The 17,356-nt window shown below is 67.4% G+C and carries 19 protein-coding genes; 8 read left to right on the top strand and 11 right to left on the bottom strand.

The features are described from left to right. The first annotated feature begins 13 nt into the window (after positions 1–13). On the top strand, positions 14–1,186 hold the full coding sequence (locus ABIB58_RS12915) for a carboxynorspermidine decarboxylase (protein ID WP_354041324.1): 1,173 nt from the start codon (positions 14–16) through the stop codon (positions 1,184–1,186). 39 nt (positions 1,187–1,225) lie between these two features. Here ABIB58_RS12915 and ABIB58_RS12910 read toward each other — a convergent pair whose 3' ends face one another. The 7 genes from ABIB58_RS12910 to ABIB58_RS12880 form a co-directional block, all read right to left on the bottom strand. Beyond that, the gene (locus tag ABIB58_RS12910; RefSeq protein ID WP_354041322.1) at positions 1,226–2,602 is read right to left on the bottom strand and encodes a S41 family peptidase; all 1,377 of its coding nucleotides are present in this window, start codon (positions 2,600–2,602) and stop codon (positions 1,226–1,228) included. Between the two features lie 139 nt (positions 2,603–2,741). Further along, complete coding sequence (locus tag ABIB58_RS12905; RefSeq protein ID WP_354041320.1) at positions 2,742–3,821, bottom strand: murein hydrolase activator EnvC family protein; 1,080 nt, start codon at positions 3,819–3,821, stop codon at positions 2,742–2,744. Between the two features lies 1 nt (position 3,822). Next, on the bottom strand, positions 3,823–4,287 hold the full coding sequence (gene rlmH / locus ABIB58_RS12900) for a 23S rRNA (pseudouridine(1915)-N(3))-methyltransferase RlmH (RefSeq protein ID WP_039245830.1): 465 nt from the start codon (positions 4,285–4,287) through the stop codon (positions 3,823–3,825). A gap of 4 nt (positions 4,288–4,291) precedes the next feature. Further along, positions 4,292–4,726: a ribosome silencing factor gene (gene rsfS / locus ABIB58_RS12895; RefSeq protein WP_082064315.1), complete on the bottom strand. Its 435-nt coding sequence runs from the start codon at positions 4,724–4,726 to the stop codon at positions 4,292–4,294. Positions 4,727–4,870: 144 nt separating this feature from the next. Next, complete coding sequence (locus tag ABIB58_RS12890) at positions 4,871–5,536, bottom strand: nicotinate-nucleotide adenylyltransferase (RefSeq protein ID WP_269220049.1); 666 nt, start codon at positions 5,534–5,536, stop codon at positions 4,871–4,873. 79 nt (positions 5,537–5,615) lie between these two features. Continuing rightward, positions 5,616–6,506 (bottom strand): alpha/beta fold hydrolase, encoded by an 891-nt coding sequence (locus ABIB58_RS12885; RefSeq protein ID WP_354041389.1) that lies wholly within the window; start codon positions 6,504–6,506, stop codon positions 5,616–5,618. 2 nt (positions 6,507–6,508) lie between these two features. Continuing rightward, on the bottom strand, positions 6,509–6,997 hold the full coding sequence (locus ABIB58_RS12880; protein ID WP_017505514.1) for a Fur family transcriptional regulator: 489 nt from the start codon (positions 6,995–6,997) through the stop codon (positions 6,509–6,511). Positions 6,998–7,114: 117 nt separating this feature from the next. Here ABIB58_RS12880 and ABIB58_RS12875 point away from each other — a divergent pair, with 117 nt between their 5' ends. Further along, entirely contained in the window at positions 7,115–7,897 is a 783-nt protein-coding gene (locus ABIB58_RS12875) for a SapC family protein (protein WP_045809526.1), read from the top strand. 61 nt (positions 7,898–7,958) lie between these two features. On the opposite strand, the gene ABIB58_RS12870 is transcribed toward ABIB58_RS12875, so the two are convergent. From ABIB58_RS12870 to phyR, 3 genes are all read right to left on the bottom strand, one after another. After that, positions 7,959–8,366, bottom strand: coding sequence for a hotdog family protein (locus ABIB58_RS12870; protein ID WP_017505512.1), 408 nt, complete (start codon positions 8,364–8,366; stop codon positions 7,959–7,961). Between the two features lie 15 nt (positions 8,367–8,381). Beyond that, the gene (locus ABIB58_RS12865) at positions 8,382–9,413 is read right to left on the bottom strand and encodes an NADP-dependent oxidoreductase (RefSeq protein ID WP_354041315.1); all 1,032 of its coding nucleotides are present in this window, start codon (positions 9,411–9,413) and stop codon (positions 8,382–8,384) included. Between the two features lie 337 nt (positions 9,414–9,750). Next, on the bottom strand, positions 9,751–10,545 hold the full coding sequence (gene phyR / locus ABIB58_RS12860) for an anti-anti sigma factor/receiver protein PhyR (protein ID WP_026108480.1): 795 nt from the start codon (positions 10,543–10,545) through the stop codon (positions 9,751–9,753). Between the two features lie 200 nt (positions 10,546–10,745). Here phyR and nepR point away from each other — a divergent pair, with 200 nt between their 5' ends. The 6 genes from nepR (at position 10,746) to obgE (ending at position 16,185) form a co-directional block, all read left to right on the top strand. Further along, positions 10,746–10,946, top strand: coding sequence for an anti-sigma T factor NepR (nepR, locus tag ABIB58_RS12855; RefSeq protein WP_045809524.1), 201 nt, complete (start codon positions 10,746–10,748; stop codon positions 10,944–10,946). Continuing rightward, positions 10,943–11,554, top strand: a complete 612-nt coding sequence (locus tag ABIB58_RS12850; RefSeq protein WP_017505508.1) for a sigma-70 family RNA polymerase sigma factor — start codon at positions 10,943–10,945, stop codon at positions 11,552–11,554. Before nepR ends, ABIB58_RS12850 begins: the two co-directional genes overlap by 4 nt. A 102-nt stretch (positions 11,555–11,656) precedes the next feature. Continuing rightward, the gene (phyK, locus tag ABIB58_RS12845; protein WP_045809523.1) at positions 11,657–13,351 is read left to right on the top strand and encodes a sensor histidine kinase PhyK; all 1,695 of its coding nucleotides are present in this window, start codon (positions 11,657–11,659) and stop codon (positions 13,349–13,351) included. A gap of 49 nt (positions 13,352–13,400) precedes the next feature. Continuing rightward, positions 13,401–13,538 (top strand): entericidin A/B family lipoprotein, encoded by a 138-nt coding sequence (locus ABIB58_RS12840; protein WP_017505506.1) that lies wholly within the window; start codon positions 13,401–13,403, stop codon positions 13,536–13,538. Between the two features lie 93 nt (positions 13,539–13,631). Continuing rightward, positions 13,632–15,086, top strand: coding sequence for an NAD-dependent succinate-semialdehyde dehydrogenase (locus ABIB58_RS12835; protein WP_354041311.1), 1,455 nt, complete (start codon positions 13,632–13,634; stop codon positions 15,084–15,086). 52 nt (positions 15,087–15,138) lie between these two features. After that, positions 15,139–16,185, top strand: coding sequence for a GTPase ObgE (gene obgE / locus ABIB58_RS12830; protein WP_055808874.1), 1,047 nt, complete (start codon positions 15,139–15,141; stop codon positions 16,183–16,185). Here the strand turns inward: obgE and ABIB58_RS12825 are convergent, their stop codons facing one another. Next, complete coding sequence (locus ABIB58_RS12825; RefSeq protein WP_185224384.1) at positions 16,186–17,319, bottom strand: AI-2E family transporter; 1,134 nt, start codon at positions 17,317–17,319, stop codon at positions 16,186–16,188. It lies immediately after the preceding gene. Between the last annotated feature and the right edge of the window lie 37 nt (positions 17,320–17,356).

Here is a 17,356-nt window from a genome sequence, read left to right as displayed (position 1 = left end):
TCGGACCGACTGAATGCAGACCCAGGCCGGCGATCCGGGCGCCTTTGCGCATTTCGACCTGAACCGCGTCGCCTCGCCCGCCTTCGTGGTGGACGAGGCGGCCATCCGTCGCAATCTGTCCGTCCTGAAGGGCGTGCGGGACGGAGCGGAGGCGCGCGTGCTTCTGGCGCTGAAGGCGTTTTCGATGTGGTCGCTGGCCGATGTGGTCGGCGAATACCTCGACGGGGTCTGCGCCTCGGGCCTGTGGGAGGCGCGGCTGGCCCGCGAGTTCTACAAGGGCGAGCTGACCACCTATTCGCCGGCCTATACGGCGCAGGACCTGCCCGAAATCCTGCGTCTGTCGGACCACGTCATCTTCAACAACCCGGCCCAGATCGCCCGCTTCGCCGACGTGATCGCGAAGGCGCGGGCTGACGGGCAGGTGTTCGAGATCGGCCTGCGGCTGAACCCCGAACATTCCGAAGGCGAGGTCGCCAAATACGACCCGGCCCAGCCCTGTTCGCGCCTGGGCTTTCCGGTGTCGCAACTGACGGCCGACCATCTGATCGGCGTCGATGGTCTGCACATCCATGCGCTGTGCGAGCAGGATTTCCAGCCGCTGTCGCGCATCTGGGCGGCGGTGGAGCCGAAGCTGGCGCCGCTGCTGGGCGGGATCAAATGGCTGAACCTGGGCGGGGGGCACCACATCACCCGCGCCGACTATCAGACCGAGGATCTGATCGCCTTCGTGCGCGATCTGCAGGCCTGGCACGGGGTTCAGGTCTATCTGGAGCCAGGCGAGGCCGTGGCGCTGGACGCCGGCATCCTGATCGGCGAGGTGCTGGACGTGTTCGACAACGGCATGCCCATCGGCATCACCGACATCTCGGCGACCTGCCATATGCCCGATGTGATCGAGGCGCCCTATCGCCCCGCGCTGCTGAAAGAGCCCGAACATGGGGTTACGGTGCGGCTGGGCGGACCGTCGTGCCTGGCCGGCGACATCATCGGCGACTACGTCTTCGCCGAGCGGCCGACGCCGGGAACGCGCATCGCGTTTCTGGACCAGGCCCACTATTCGATGGTGAAGACCAACACCTTTAACGGCGTACCGCTGCCGTCCATCATGCTGTGGAACTCCCAGACGGATGCGCTGACGACGGTGCGCGACTTCGACTATTCGGCCTTCCGCGACCGCCTGTCGTAGGCGCAAGAAAAAGGGCGGCTCGCGCCGCCCCTCCCCGTCCTATTCTTCCTTCGGTTCGTCCGCCGCCGGTTCGGCGTCGGGCTTGGGCGTCGAGCCCGGTTCGGTGACGACGATGCCTTCGGGCGGGGCCGACAGTTTCGATAGGTCGCCGCCGGCGCGCAGGACGTCCAGCGCGCGCTGAAGCTGATAGTCCTTTTCCTTGTCGAACTTGTCGCCCGGAGCTTCGCGGGGGGTGTGCGGACCCTTGCGCTCGGCGCCGATGGAGGCGTCCAGGGCCGTGGCGTAGGCGGCCTCGGAATAGATGAAGCTGGAGCGCGAGACGATGCGGGCCTCTGCCTCCGAACGCGCGACTTCCAGATCCGGCTCGATGCCGATCTTCTGGATCGAGGCGCCCGAGGGGGTGTAGTAGCGCGCGGTCGTGATCGACAAGGCGCCGTCCTGGCCCTGACGCAGCGGGATCACGGTCTGGACCGAACCCTTGCCGAAGCTGGTCAGGCCCACGATGGTCGCGCGCTGGTGATCCTTCAGGGCGCCGGCGACGATTTCCGACGCCGAGGCCGAGCCATAGTTGACCAGGACGACCAGCGGAAGGCCGCCGGTGACGTCGCCGGGCTTGGCGGAATAGCGCTGAATCTGCTCGGGCTTGCGGCCCCGCTGGCTGACGATCTCGCCGCGTTCCAGGAAGGCGTCGGAGACGTCGATGGCGGCGTTCAGCAGGCCGCCGCCGTTGTTGCGCAGGTCCAGGACATAGCCCTTCACGCCCGGCTTCTCGGCTTTGATCTTGGCGATGGCCTCGTTCAGCTCGCGGCCGGTGTTCTCGTTGAAGGTCGAGACGCGCAAGTAACCGAAGTCGCCCTCGACCCGGCCGGTGACCGACTGAACCTTGATGACCTCGCGAGTCAGGGTCACTTCCAGCGGGTCTGAACCGTCGCGCAGGAAGGTCACCTTGACGCTGGTGCCCACGGCGCCGCGCAGCTTTTCGGACACCTGGCTGACCGTCAGGCCCGCCGCGTTCTGGCCCTCGATCGAGGAGATCACGTCGCCCGCCTGGACCCCGGCCCTGGCGGCGGGGCTGTCGTCCATCGGCGAGATGACCTTCACCATGCCGCCGTCGGCGCTGATGGTCAGGCCGACGCCCGAATACTGGCCTTCGGTGCGCTCGCGCAGGTCGTCGTAGTTGGAGGGCGGCAGATAGTTGGAGTGCGGGTCCAGCGCCGTCATCATACCGGCCAGCGCGGCCTCGATCAGCTTCTTGTTGTCGACCGGGACGACGTAGGCCTGCTCGACGATGCCCACCACGTCGCCGAACAGCTCCAGCATGCGGAAGGTTTCGTTTCGCGGGGTCTGGCTGCTGACAGCAGCGGCGGATCCGCCGAGCACCAGAGCGGCGCAGCCGACGAGGAGCAGTTTACGCATTCGGTCTCTTTCGGTCGGGCCGATCACTGTGGGCGCCCGTGGGAAGGTTAAGGCCCCGTCCTCACGACCAAATCGTGGCGACGCGGCGTCCCGCCGATAAAATCAGCGTCAGACAAGAATGCAAAGGACTATTGCGGGTTCACCGCAACCACGGTCCCGGATCGATCGGCCGTTCGTCGCGGCGCAGTTCGAAATAGACGTCGCCGTCCGGGCCGCTGCGCCCCAGGGTCTGGCCGTCCGAGACCCGGGCGTCCGGGCCGACATCGACGCTTTCCAACCCGGCGATGACGGCGCGCCAGCCGGGGCCGAGGTCCAGCACCACCACATTGCCCCATCCCGTCAGCGGCCCGGCGTAGGCGACCTTGGCGTCGGCGGGGGCGGTGACGGCCGCGCGGTCGGCCCGCCAGCGCCAGCCGGAGGTTCCAGCGCCCCAGGTCTGGCTGGGCGCACCGGCGACGGGCGAACTGAGACGGCCGCGTCCGGCCGGAAGGCGGGCGGTCGGCGTCTCTTCGGCCTGGGGGGTCGGGACCGCGCCGCCCAGTTCGCGGATGCGGCGTTCCAGCACGGCGGCGGCGCGTTCGGCGGCGCGGGCCTCGGCGTTCAGGACAGCGGTCAGGGCGGTCTTGCGCGCCGTCAGCCCCTCGATCTCGCCGCGCCGGTCGCCCTGCTCGCTCTCGGTCGTCAGCAGTCGCTCCGAGGACAGGACGGCGAGGCGGCGGATGCGCATGATCTCGGCCTGGCGGGCGGCCAGCACCTTGGCGCGGCTTTCCAGATCCGGCGTCATGGCCTTGAGCAGAATGGAGGCGCGCACCGTGTCGATGGCCTTATCGGCAGGCACCAGCAGGGGCGGCGGCGGCCGGCGGCTCATCATCTGCAGCGCGCTGAGCAGACGGCCCTGGGCGCCGCGCTCACGCGCCAGGTCCGTGACCAGTTCGGCCTCGCGTTCGGTCAGTTGCTGGAGGCGGGCGCGCTGATCGTCGATCTGACGGTCGCCGGTTCGTTCGTCGGCCCGCAGCGAGGCCAGGCGGCGCTCCAATTGGGCCAGTTCGGTCTTGGCGGCGTCGGCGTCGGCGCGCAGACGACGGGCGCGCACAGTCTCGTCGCGGTATTCGGCCTGGATGCGCGACAGTTCGCTCTCGGGCGCCTGGTTGCTCATCGCCGGGGCGGCGCAGACGAAACCCGTCAGCAGGGCCAGCGATAAGGGTATGGCGCGACGCATGTCAGTCGCGATGATAGGGCGATCCGGCCAGGATGGTCACGGCCCGATACAGTTGTTCGGCCAGCATGGCGCGCGCCAGGGCGTGGGGCCAGGTCTGGGGGCCGAAGGCCAGGGTCGAGGATGCGGCCTCGCGCACGCTGGCGTCCAGCCCATCCGCCCCGCCGATGGCGAAGACCAGCCGACGCTCGCCCTGGTCCCGCAGTTTGGCGATGTGGTCGGCGAAGGCGCGCGAGGAATAGGTCTTGCCGCGTTCGTCGCAGGCGATCAGGTGCGATCCTTCCGCCGCCGCTAGGATCAACTCGGCCTCCGGCGCCTTGCCGGGTCTGCGGGCTTCCAGATCGATCAGTTCGAGGGGACCGAGGCCAAGCGCGCGCCCCGACAGGGTGGCGCGCTTGGCGTAGTCGTCGGCGAGCGTCGCTTCAGGCCCCCGGCCCGGTCGGCCGATGGCGACGATGCTCAGCTTCATGGTGTCAGTCGCGGACCATGCGGTGAGCGGAATCGACCGCCCAGATCTTTTCGATGTTGTAGAAGGTGCGCACTTCCGGGCGGAACAGGTGCACGATCACATCGCCGGCGTCGATCAGAACCCAGTCGCAGTGCGGCAGGCCCTCGACCTTGGCCTTGCCCAGCCCCTGTTCCTTGAGCGTGCGCAGCAGGTGGTCGGCGATGGCGCCGACGTGACGGTGCGAACGGCCGGACGCCACGATCATGGTGTCGGCCATGGCGCTTTTGCCCTTCAGGTCGATCAGGACCATGTCCTGGGCCTTGTCCTCGTCGAGGCGGCTCAGCAGGGCTTCTTCCAGCGGCGTGGAGCCGACGGGGCGGGGAGCGGAATCGTCGAAGCCGCGCGGGGAGGCGTCGGATTCAAAGCCGTCTTCGGAATGGAGAGGTTCGATAGGGTCCATCTCGTGCGCCGTATTCGAGACGGCGGCGTCTTGCGTATCATACGCGGGCGAGGGGGTCAGCGGAGGGCTCCGGGAGCGTTGACTAAAGAAGCCCTCTAGCACGGATGGGCCGCAACGTGAACCGCTGCCCGAATCATCCGGCGATCACGAGGTCGCGCGCACGCCCTTGCCGGTCCTGATCGCCGTGGACGACAGGGGGTTGAGTGGCGCCGTCAGATAGGTCCAGGCGGGCGCCTGAAGCGTAGGCAGAAGCCCCGCCTGCTGGGCGGGAATGCGGAAACCGGCGAAGCGGGCGGCGGCCGGCGCCGTGCGGCTGTCCAGCAGCGAACCCGGCCGGGCGATGACGGCCACCGGCATCAGCCGCATGATGTCGGTCCAGCCTCGCCAGCGGTGGAAGCTGGCCAGATTGTCCGACCCCATCAGCCAGACGAAATGCACGCCCGGATGCCGCGCGACCAGAAGGCGCAGGGTGTCCACGGTCCAGGCGACGCCGGCCCGGCTCTCGAAATCCGAGACGATCATCGACGGACCACGCGCGTGCCGGCGCGCCGAGGACATGCGGTCTTCCAGCGGCGCGCTGTGGCGGGCATCTTTCAAAGGGTTCTGCGGCGAGACCAGCCAGACGACGCGGTCGAGATCCAGACGCCGCATGGCGGTCTCGGCGACATGGGCGTGACCGTCGTGGGCGGGATTGAAGGAGCCGCCGAACAGGCCGACCTTCATGCCTGGAGCGAGGATCAAGCCGTCGCGCAGCGCCCCTGAGCGGGGGCCGGCGCCTTTGGGCGCGGGACCGGCGTGGAAGAAGGACAAGCGGCGTCTCGGGCGGCGGGCGTTATGCTCAGCGGCGCCCTTATAGCGCGCGCCCATGCTCCGCCTACAGAATTCGTTCTCAGACGGCGGCGTCGAACAGGGCGTCGCGCGCCACGTCGGCATGGGTCATGGGGAACAGGTGCCCGCCGCCGGACACGACCTCGACCGAGACATTGGGCAGGCCACGGGGCTGGACCGGCACATGGGTCAGGGCGCCGTGTTCGGCCTTCAGGATGCGAACCGGTCCGGGATAGCGTTTCATGGCCCGCCACGGATCGTGCGCCTGGGCTGCGTAGTTGGCCGCCTCCCAGGCCGGCGCGGCGGTCAGGCTGAACCCGCCGTCGCCTTCGTTCAAACCTTCGGAAAGATAGTCGGCCAGGACCATATCGGGCCAACCCTTGAACGCGCCGCGCCCGCGATAGGCGGCCATGGCCTGTTCGCGGCTGTCGAACTGGCTGCGACGGCGCAGGGTGGCCTTGGCGATAGGGATCGCCTTCATCAGCTTGTGGGCGAAGGGCAGGTTGAAGGCGAAGACCGCCGAGCGTTTCCAGATCACCGGATCGAACAGCACCAGGCTGGACACCCGATCCGGCCGGACGGCGGCCGCCAGAAGCGAGGCCGTGCCGCCCATCGAATGGCCGGCCATGACCACGGGCGGGCCGTCGATGGCCTCCAGCAGCGCCAGCAGGTCGTCGCGGTGGTCCAGCCAGCTGGTCTTGGGTCGCGCGAAGGTCGGCAGCGCAGACCGACCATGGCCGCGCAGATCCGGCGCCCAGATCCGCAAGGACGCCGACAGCGGCGATAACAGGCTGCGATAGGTGGCGGCATTGAAGCCGTTGGCGTGAGAGAAGATCAGATCGACCGGCCGGTTCGGATCGCCGAAATCCAGCACGGCCATCTCGCCGGCGCCCCAGCGATTGTCGATCGGCACGGACAGGCGACGCGGTGAGGACATCAACGCCGCATCCATGGTCATGCGACGTCGCGACAGGCGGCGCAGCGACCGTGCGCCTCGATCGTCGTGCGGGCGATGGCGTAACCGGCGGCCGAGGCGGCGGCGTTCATGGCGCTCTGATCCGGTCCGCTGACCTCGCGCGTCGCGCCGCAGCAGTCGCAGATCAAAAAGGCGGCCGCGTGGGCGGCCTCGCCATCGTCGGTGCAGGCGACATAGGCGCTGATGGAGGCGATGCGATGCACCATGCCCAGCCGCTCCAGAAACTCCAGCGCGCGATAGACGGTCGGCGGCTTGGCGGCCTGACCGTCTTCGCCGAAGCGTGCGATCAGATCGTAGGCCTTCACCGGCTCGCCGCTTTCCAGCAGCAGGGCCAGGACGCGCCGGCGCTGGGCGGTCATCCGCTCGCCCTGCTGGACCGCGCGCGCCTCGGCCGCCGCCAGGGCGCGGTCCAGCGCCCCGCCGTTCAGGCCGGAGTGGTCATGGTCGTGATCGCAGGCGGAACCCATACGCCACAGCTAATGGCTGGCGACCCCCACTGCAACCGACGCATCGCGGGTTTGCCGGTTGCGCGGCGTTGGGCTAGAAGGCGCGCCTCCGATCTTTAACCAGAGCGTCCTCGCTTCATGACCGACACGAACAATTCGCCGCTTGAAGGCAACGTCCTCTTCTACACCAACCCCGAACCGCTGGATCAGAGCGTCCACGGCGGCTTGGGCGTGAACCCGAGCGACAAGCCCTACGCCTTCGTGGCCCAGACCAATATCGTGCCGCTGACGGTCACTGAATTCTCGGCCGCCGCCCTGTCCTATCCGATCATCTTCACCGGCGAGAACCGCCAGCCGGTCGCCGTGATGGGCCTGAGCTCCAACGAAAACCTGTTCGTCGCGCCCGACGGCGAGTTCCGCGCCGACGCCTATGTGCCGGCCTATGTGCGCCGCTATCCGTTCGTCTTCGCCGACGACAAGCAGAACCAGCGCCTGATCCTGTGCATCGACCGCGGCGCCTCGATCGTCGCCGAAGGCGGCCAGAACCCGCTGTTCGTCGACGGCCAGCCCAGCGACTACACGAACATGGCGATGGAGTTCTGCAACAACTTCGAACAGGAGCGCCAGCGCACCGAGGGCTTCGTCGCCCTGGTCAAGGATCTGGACCTGCTGGACATCCGCGAAGCCCACTTCACGCCGCGCAATCCCGACGGCACGCCGGGTCAGCCGCAGAAGCTGGCCGAATACTATGCGGTGTCGGAAGACAAGCTGCGCGCCCTGCCCGCCGAGAAGCTGGTCGAGCTGCGCGACAACGGCGCCCTGGGCCAGATCTACGCCCACCTGGTGTCGCTGGTCGGTTGGGATCGCCTGATCGCCATGGCCGTGATGCGCCAGGCCCAGGCCCCGACCTCGGTCAACTAAGACCCGGTCTGTCGAAGATCGATCAACGCCCCGCCGGTTCGCCGGCGGGGCGTTTTTCGTTTCAGCGGCGCGAGAACAGCGCCCGCGTCAGGCAGGAAAAGACCAGACGTCCGGCCTCGTCCAGCAGGTCATGCGAGGCGATGACAATGCCCTTGTCGTCTCCGACCGGATCCTTGCCCATCACCGTCATGCGGCCCCGCAGCAGTTCGCCCGCCGGGGGATTGCGCATGTAACGCAGCCCATCGACGGCCAGGACCTTCGTCTGGGCCCAGCCGCCGGACTTGTCGGCCGCCAGTCGACTCCACAGCACATAGACCATGGCGTCCGGTGCGCCGTAGGCCACGTCCCAGCCCGGCGAGAACCGCTCGATGAAGACGTCCAGCGCCCCCTGATCGACCGCACAGGCGCCCAGCGGCACAACCTGCCCCACCTCCAGGTCTTCGAAATGGACGTGCAGCGGATCGCTCATGCGCAGACCTTGGGTTCAGGCGGGTTCTTCGGAAACGCGAACCAGCAGCTTGCCGTCGTGATCGCCGGTGAACAAGCGATTCAACGACTCCACCGCGCCTTCCAGCCCGTCGTCGACGTGAACCTTCCACTTCAAACGGCTATCCGCCAGCCATGGGCCCATCTCAGCCACCATCTCACGAGCGCGCGGGGCGTAGTCCAGGACCAGGAAGCCCTGGACGTGCAGACGATGGGTGATGATGCGCGCGAAGTTCGGCGAAGGCGGCGCCTTGGTCGCATTGTAGGAGGACACCAGGCCGCAGACCGCCATCCGGCCATGGACCTTCAGACGGTTGAACACCGCGATCATGATGTCGCCGCCGACATTCTCGAAGTTCAGATCGACGCCGTCCGGGGCCAGGCGGTCCAGCGCCTCGCCGACATCCTCATTCTTGTAATCGATGGCTGCGTCGAAGCCGAGTTCGTCGGTCAGCCAGGCGCACTTCTGCGGGCCGCCCGCGATGCCGATGACGCGGCAGCCGCGCTGTTTGGCGATCTGCCCCGCGATGGAGCCGACCGCGCCGGCCGCCGCCGAGATGACGATGGTCTCGCCTTCCTTGGCCTTCAACACGTCGGTGACGCCGAAATAGGCGGTCAGGCCGGTCATGCCGAGCACCGACATATTGGCGGTCAGCGGCAAACCGGGCGCACGATGCACCGGGCGCAGGCCGCCTTCCGGCACGACCGCATAGTCGGCCCAGCCGCCCGAGGTCGGCATGACGACATCGCCTGTTTTGAAGCGGCTGGATCGCGAGGCTTCGACCACCCCCAGCGTCAGGCCGCGCATGACCTCGCCCAGGCCGACCGGCGGCAGATAACCCTCGGAATCGTTCATCCAGGTGCGATTGGTCGGGTCCAGCGACAGATAGACGGTGCGGACCAGCACCTCGTTCTCCTTCAGATCAGGGATGGCCGTCTCGACCAGTTCCAGATCGCCGGGCTGGATCAGGCCCTTGGGGCGCTGGCGCAGCACCCATTGACGGTTCGTCTTGCCGCTTGTCGAAGCCATTGGCGTCTCTCCGTGCGTTTTCTTTGACCACCATCTTGGCCGCGACGGCGGCTTCGGTCGAGGTGCGCGCCAAGAAAAAAGCGACCCTTTCGGATCGCTTTGAAGTGGCATCATCGAGAATGAGGCGCGGAGGCGGCATGATCAGCTTTCGCAGATCAAGTCGGGGGGCGTCGCCGCCTCCACAGACCGATAACGACGGCGCCCGAAGCCGGTTCCCGACCTCGATCGCTTTTTTTGCGCTTTCGTACTTTGTCCCATCAACGCCGGCGCACACTAAAGAAAAGGCCTCGATCCCGAAGGACCGAGGCCAATCTTGTCGTCAGCGAAAGATCGCGTTTTAAGCGGCTTCCTTCTGGCGCGACGGGTGGAAGAACAGCGCCTGGCTGATCGCCGCCTTCACCGTTTCCGGCTGGAAGGGCTTGGTGATCAGGAAGGTCGGCTCGGGACGCTCGCCGGTCAGCAGGCGTTCCGGGAAGGCAGTGATGAAGATCACCGGCACGTCCATGGTCTTCAGGATATCCTTGACCGCATCGATGCCCGACGAGCCGTCGGCCAGCTGGATGTCGGCCAGCACCAGACCCGGCTTGTGGCGGGCGACGGCGTCGATCGCCTCGTCGTGCGTCGTGGCGGTGCCGGTGACGCGGTGACCCAGTTCGGTCACCAGGCTCTGGATGTCGGCCGAAATGATGGCCTCGTCCTCGATGACCAGAACATCGGTAGCCAGTTCGGCGTCAATGTCGGCCTGGGCGTCAGCGATCAGACGCTCCACGTCGCGGGGGTCGGCGGACAGGATTTGCGCGGCCTCCGAAGGGGTGAAGCCTTCCAGGGCGGTCAGCAGGAAGGCCTGACGCGAGCGCGGCGCGATGCGGAGCAGACGCTGCGAGGCGTCGCTGCCCGTGGTTTCCAGCGTGCCGGTTTCCAGCTGCGCGCCGGTCGAGGACCAGATGGCGTGGAAGACATGATAAAGAGCGACGCGCGGCGTCATGTCAGCCGACAGCTGCTGCTCGCCGGCGGCCAAGGCCTCCAGAGCGACGCGGACATAGTTGTCGCCGGTGGATTGATCGCCGGTCAGGGCGCGTGCGTAACGGCGCACATAAGGAAGGTGCGGCGCGAGTCTGGCCAGAAGGCTCATTCAGATAGTCCCCGACAAATCACAGCCCGGCCGGCAAGGCGGGGCGTTACATCAGCCTAAACGTCACATTCGCATCACGGTTCCGCCGTGGCAAACAAGCTTTAGCATTAAAAGACGTCCATGCAGGAACCCGGCTGGTCTGATGACGTTTGAGACCGACATCTCTTCGCGATGACAGTTGGGTGGGCTTGGCTCTGTCTATGATCGATTCTCCGGACTCCTCTCGTCCCAAAGGCGACCAGAAGGGGGAGGCAGGGCTTGAAGAAGCTCGCCTTCGCCAGCAGGCCATTGGCGTTAAGCTGCGGCACATGTTCGACGAGGTCGTCAACGAACCCGTGCCCGATGAGTTTCTCGATATTCTGAAACGCGCCGACGCCAAGTCTTCGGACAGCGCCGCATGAGCACCTCACGCCTGGGCGCCGCCCCCAAACCCGCGTCGGCCGACGACGAGGGCTTCAAGCGCGAACTGGTCCTGCTGATCCCGCATCTGCGCGCCTTCGCCCGGACATTGACCGGCGACCCGACCGCCGCCGACGACCTGGCGCAGGACGCCATGATGAAGGCCTGGGATGCGCGCGCCAGCTATCAGATGGGCACGAACATGAAGGCCTGGACCTTCATGATCCTGCGCAACCAGTTCTATTCCGAAAAGCGCCGCTCGTGGCGTCAGTCCCAGTTGGATCAGGAAGCCGCCGAGCGGACCCTGGTCGCCGTGGACGATCCCGAGGCGCCCGTTGCTCTGGACGAACTGCGTCAGGCTCTAAAGACCCTGCCCGAAGAGCAGCGCGAAGCCTTGATCCTGGTCGGCGCCGGCGGCTTCGCCTATGAAGAAGCAGCCGAGATTTGCGGCTGCGCGGTGGGCACGGTGAAGAGCCGCGTCAGCCGCGCACGCCGGGCCTTGCAAGCCACGCTGGAGCGGGGCGGTTACGGCCGCGACGGTGAAGCGGCCGGCGACGCCATGCGCACGATCCTGGGCGAGGCCGACAGGCTGGCCGGCGCCCGGAGCTAAGCGGCGGTGAACGAGACGAGCAGGGAGGCCTCCAGGTCGCGGCTCGGTCGCACGTGGAAATCGGATCGCTTTCAGGGCATCCGGTTTCGACTGGGCGCGGCCATGGCCATGGCCCTGCTGCCGATCTTCGTTCTCAGCCTGATCCAGACCCAGGCGGACTTCCAAAGACAGGCCGACGACCGGCAGGTGGACCTTCAACTGGCGGCCGAACGCAGCGCCTCCAGCGCCAAGGCCAAGCTGGACAGCGCCCAGGTGCTGTTGCGCGCGCTCAGCCCCGATGCGGTCGGTCCCTATTGCGCACCGCGCCTGACGGCGCTGGTCGGACGTCTGGAAGGTTACGAGGGTCTGTATCGCATCAGCCCCACGGGCGAGGCGGTGTGCGCCTCGGGCCGGGCGGACGGCGTGAGATCCGGCGTGGCGCCCGCCGCCCAGGCGACCTGGTTCCAGCGGTTGCGCAATGGCGAAGAACTGGTCGTCATGCGTGCGCCCGATGGCGCAGGCTATGAGGGCGCGCTGATCGTGGCCACCCGCGCCGAGCGGCCGATGGGCCGGTTCGACGGCGCCATGGTCGCCGTGATCCCCTTCTCCGCCCTGCAACCCGATGTGGCCGACCCCGCCCTGCCCTCGGACGCAGAAGCGGCATTGACCGACGGCGCCGGCCGCATTCTGACGGCCAGCGATCCCGACGTCTTCAAACTGTCGGCTGGCGACGATATCGCGGGCTGGGTCGGCCGAGCGCGTGATCAGGGCTCTGCGGTGTTCGAGGCCAAGGATGCGCAGAATCAGCGCCGCGACTATGCGGGCGCGGCCCTGGCCGGCGGCGATCTTTACGCCCTGCTGTCGGCCCCCGCGCCGGGATGGCTGTCGTGGGCGCGGCTCAATCCGATCGGCACCCTGTTGCTGCCGCTGGGCGCTTGGTTGACGGCGTTCGCGGCGGTGATGCTGCTGTCCGAACGCATCTTCATTCGCTGGCTGGATTATCTGGAGCGGGTCGCGGCCATCTACGCCAAGGGCCGGTTCTCGGTGCGTCCGCTGCAGGCGATGAACGCCCCGTCGGAAATCCGCACCATGGCGCGCACCCTGGACGAGATGGCCGAGGCCATCACTCTGCGCGACCGCGAGCTGACGGACGCCTTGATGGAAAAGGACGCGCTGATGCGTGAAATCCATCACCGGGTGAAGAACAATCTTCAGATCATCTCGTCGCTGCTGTCGATGCAGCAGCGCGCCCTGACCGATGCGCCGGCCAAGGCGGCTCTGGGCGATACGCGCCAGCGCATCTCGGCCTTGGCCCTGATCTACCGCACCCTTTACCAGAGCAACGACATCCGCCATGCCGATGCGCGCGAGTTTCTGAACGAACTGGTGGGCCAACTGATCGCCAGCGAAGCCGGACGCGGACCGGTGGTCATCAGCTCGGTGGACGCCGATTCCCTGCACGTCGATCCGGACAAGCTGGCGCCCCTGGCGCTGTGGCTGGTCGAAGCGGTCAGCAATGCGCAGAAACACGCCTTCGCCCACAGCGGCGGCGAGCTGAAGGTGCGCTTCCGCGTCCAGGGCGAGACATCGGTTCTGGAAGTCGAGGACAATGGCCCGGGCGCCCAGGTCGGCGCCGAGGTCGGGGTGGGCCGCACCCTGATGAGCGCCTTCGCCAAACAGCTGCGCGGCGAGACCGAGTTCGACACTCCTGCCGGCGGCGGCACCATCGCCCGCATGATCTTCGCCACCCCCGAAGCGCTCGCGCCCGTCGATCCGGCGGACAAGACGCCCGGAACCGCAGCGGTGGCGTCGCGTTGATGAGCCGAGACCGGCGGAGTTCACCCCGGCCAACCCTGGAGCTTCCCCTATGCGCAAGATTTTCGTTCTGGTCGCCGCCGCCGCCGCCCTGACCACCGCCGCCTGCAACACCGTCGAAGGCGTGGGCCGCGACACCCAGGCCGCCGGCCAGGCCGTGACCGGCGCCGCCCAAGACGCCAAGAACTAATCGACGGCCGCAGCCCAGGCTGCAGCATTCGACCGGCAAGGCCCCGCATCGTCGGGGCCTTGTTCGTTTCACGACCGCGACAGGAGCCATCCCGTGAACTACACCGCCCGCGACGCCGGCCTTAAACTCCTGCGCCAGCACGCCCTGATCGGCGGCAAGGCCGTTCCGGCCAACGGCGGCGGCATCGCCGTCGATGATCCGGCGACCGGCGATGTGATCGGCCATGTCCCCGATCTGGGCGCCGCCGAAACCGAACAGGCCATTGCGGCGGCAAGCGAGACGTTCAAGACCTGGTCGCGATCCGATCCGCACGCGCGCGCGGCCTTCCTGCGCAATTGGGCCGCGCTGATCGACGACAATCTGGAGGGTCTGGGCGCCCTTATGGCGCTGGAGAACGGCAAGCCGTTCGAGGAGGCCAAGGGCGAGGTCACCTACGCCAACGGCTTCCTGAAATGGTTCGCGGGCCAGGCCGAGCGGCTGATCGGCGAGACCCAGGACAGTCCGCTGGGCCATCTGATTCTGACCTATCGCGAGGCGGTCGGGCCCTGCGCCCTGATCACGCCCTGGAACTTCCCCGCCGCAATGCTGACGCGAAAGCTGGGGCCGGCGTTCGCGGCAGGCTGCACCGCCGTGGTCAAGCCGGCCAGTCAGACGCCCTTCACCGCCATCGCCCTGGCCGAACTGGCCTATGAAGCCGGCCTGCCGAAAGGCGCCCTGTCGATCGTCACCGGGGACGCCGCCACCATCGGCAAGGCGCTGACCGACAGCCCGGACATTCGCAAACTCTCCTTCACCGGTTCGACCGGCGTGGGCCGCAAACTGGCCGAGCAATGCGCGGGAACGCTGAAGCGGGTATCGATGGAGCTGGGCGGCGCGGCGCCGCTGATCGTCTTCGCCGACGCCGATCTCGATCTGGCGGTGGCCGAAACCATCAAGGGCAAGTTCAGGAACTCGGGCCAGACCTGCGTCTGTCCCAACCGCGTCTATGTCGAGCGGTCGGTCGCCGAGGCCTATGCCGAGAAACTGGCCGCCGAGGTGGCCAAGATAGTGGTCGGTCCCGCCTTCGACGACGGCGTGAAGGTCGGCCCGCTGATCGAGAACAAGGCCATCGACAAGGTCGAAAAGCATGTGGCGGCGATCAAGGCCGACGGCGGCCGGGTCCTGACCGGCGGGGCGCGCCACGATCTGGGCGGACGCTTCTTCCAGCCGACCGTGACCCTGGGCGGCGACGACGCCCTGTTCCGCGAGGAAGAGACGTTCGGCCCCATGATCCCCGTCTTCGCCTTCGACACCGAGGAGGAGGCGCTGGAGAAGGCCAACGCCAGCGACTATGGCCTGGCCTCCTATCTGTTCACCCGCGACCTGGATCGCGCCATGCGATTCAGCCGGCGGATCGAGGCGGGCATGTGCGGGGTCAACACCGGACTGATATACACCGCCGTCGCGCCGTTCGGCGGGGTCAAGCAGTCGGGCTATGGCCGCGAAGGCTCGATCCACGGCATCGACGAATATGTGGACGTCAAGACGGTGACGCTGGCGCTGAAATAGCGCCGGGTCGCCGGGCCTGTAATTCGCCGCGCTTCTGCGGCATAAGCCCGCGATGAAGTTCCTCGACCAGGCCAAGATCTATATCCGCTCCGGCAACGGCGGCGCGGGCTCCGTGTCGTTTCGACGCGAGAAATTCATCCCGAACGGCGGTCCCGACGGCGGCGACGGCGGCAAGGGCGGGGATGTCTGGATCGAGGCGGTCGAGGGTCTGAACACCCTGATCGACTATCGCTATCAGCAGCATTTCAAGGCCCAGACCGGCCACCACGGCCAGGGGCGCCAGATGCATGGCGGCAAGGGCGAGGACGTGCATCTGAAGGTGCCCGTCGGCACCCAGGTGCTGGACGAGGACAAGGAAACGGTCCTGCTGGACATGGACACGCCCGGCAAGGTGGAGCTGCTGCTGAAGGGCGGCAACGGCGGCTGGGGCAATGTGCGCTTCAAGGGGCCGACCAATCAGGCGCCGACCTACGCCAACCCTGGTCAGGAAGGGCAGGAACGCTGGATCTGGCTGCGGCTGAAGCTGATCGCCGACATCGGTCTGGCGGGCCTGCCCAACGCGGGTAAATCGACTTTCCTATCCGCCGCCAGCGCCGCCAAGCCCAAGATCGCCGACTATCCGTTCACGACCCTGGCGCCGAACCTGGGGATGGTGGACCTGTCGCCGTCAGAGCGGTTCGTCATCGCCGACATTCCCGGCCTGATCGAGGGCGCCAGCGAGGGCGCGGGCCTGGGCACGCGGTTTCTGGGTCACGTCGAACGCTCGGCCAGCCTGATTCACCTGATCGACGGCACCCAGGACGATGTGGTCGAGGCCTACCGCATCATTCGAGGCGAACTGGAAGCCTATGGCGAGGGTCTGGCGGACAAGGCCGAGATCCTGGCCCTGAACAAGATCGACGCCCTGACGCCCGAGGCGCGCGAGGAGAAGGCCGCCGAGCTGGAGGCCGTCGCCGGTCGCCGTCCCATGCTGGTGTCCGGCGTGTCGGGCGAGGGCGTGCCTGCCCTGCTGCGCGCGGCCTGGGCCGAGGTGAAGAAGACGCGCGGTGCCCTGGCCGGCGACAGCGACGCGGACCAGATCAGCGGCTGGCAGCCCTGATCAGGCCTCCGCTGCGGGTTCCGGTTTGGGTTTGCGGCGGGTCGATTTCGGCTTGTCGGTCGTCTTGCCCTCGTTCGCATAGGGCTCGCCGTCGCCCGACAGCAGGATCGCCATCCAGCGCGAGCCCTTGAACTCGGCCAGGATGGCCATGGCCATGACCGCAAGCGGCGTGGACAGGAACATGCCGACCACGCCCCACAGCTTACCCCAGAAGGCCAGGGCCAGCAGCACCACGACCGGGTCGATGTTCTGATTGTCGCCCTGCATGCGCGGCTGGATGAAGTTGCCGACGACGAACAGGATCACCTGCAAACCGACCAGCAGGATGGCGGCGGGCCAATAGCTTTCGAACTGGACCAGGGCGAACAGCGGCGGGGCCAGACCGGCGACCGCCCCGCCCAGCACGGGGATGAAGCCGACGATGAAGATCACGAAGGTCCAGAACTCGGCGTTCTGAAGCCCGACCGCCCGCATCAGGATCCAGGCGACGACGCAGATCATCGCGCCGGTCACCGACTGCACCCAGATATAGCCCTCGACCCCGCCGCGCACGCGCTGGAACACCGCGACCGCCTCGTCGCGCTGGGCTTCTGACGGGAACATGGCGACGATCTTGCGCCGGAAGCCGACCTGGGAGGCCAGCAGAAAGCCCAGATAGATCAGGACGAAAAAGGCGCCCGAGGCTATGCCCTGCACCTGGAACGCCATGGAGGTCAGCCAGCCGCGCACATCGACGCCGTTGATCAGGTCCTGCGCCGTGGGCGGATTGGCCAGACGCACCAGCCCATAGGCGTCGCGAATGATCTGATCGATGCGCGGGCCGATGTTGGCCGACACGCCGGACGCCTCGCCGAAGAAGCCCGCCGCCCCGTTCACGATGATGGCGATGGAGGCGAAGAAGGCCAGCACCACCAGCGTCAGGGCCGCGATCCCGGCCATGCGGCTGTTCAACGGCGTGCGCGCCTCGACCGACCGCTTCACCCCGTCGATCATGATCAAGAGGAAGATGGCCATCGCCAGCGGCGTCAGGATATCCCGCAGCCAGTAGATCGCCGCCCCGGCCGCGACCGTGGCGATGACGCCCAGGGCGTTGCGAGCGGCGACCGAAGACGGCGTGGCGATGGGGTTTTTCATGACCGTGTTGTCGAACCGCCCGCCGTCGCCGTCAATC

Source organism: Brevundimonas sp. UYEF29 (assembly GCF_040546195.1).
GTDB classification, from domain to species: Bacteria; Pseudomonadota; Alphaproteobacteria; order Caulobacterales; family Caulobacteraceae; genus Brevundimonas; species Brevundimonas huaxiensis.
Note: the sequence above shows the minus strand (reverse complement) of the source record. Positions and strands in the feature narration are given on the sequence as shown.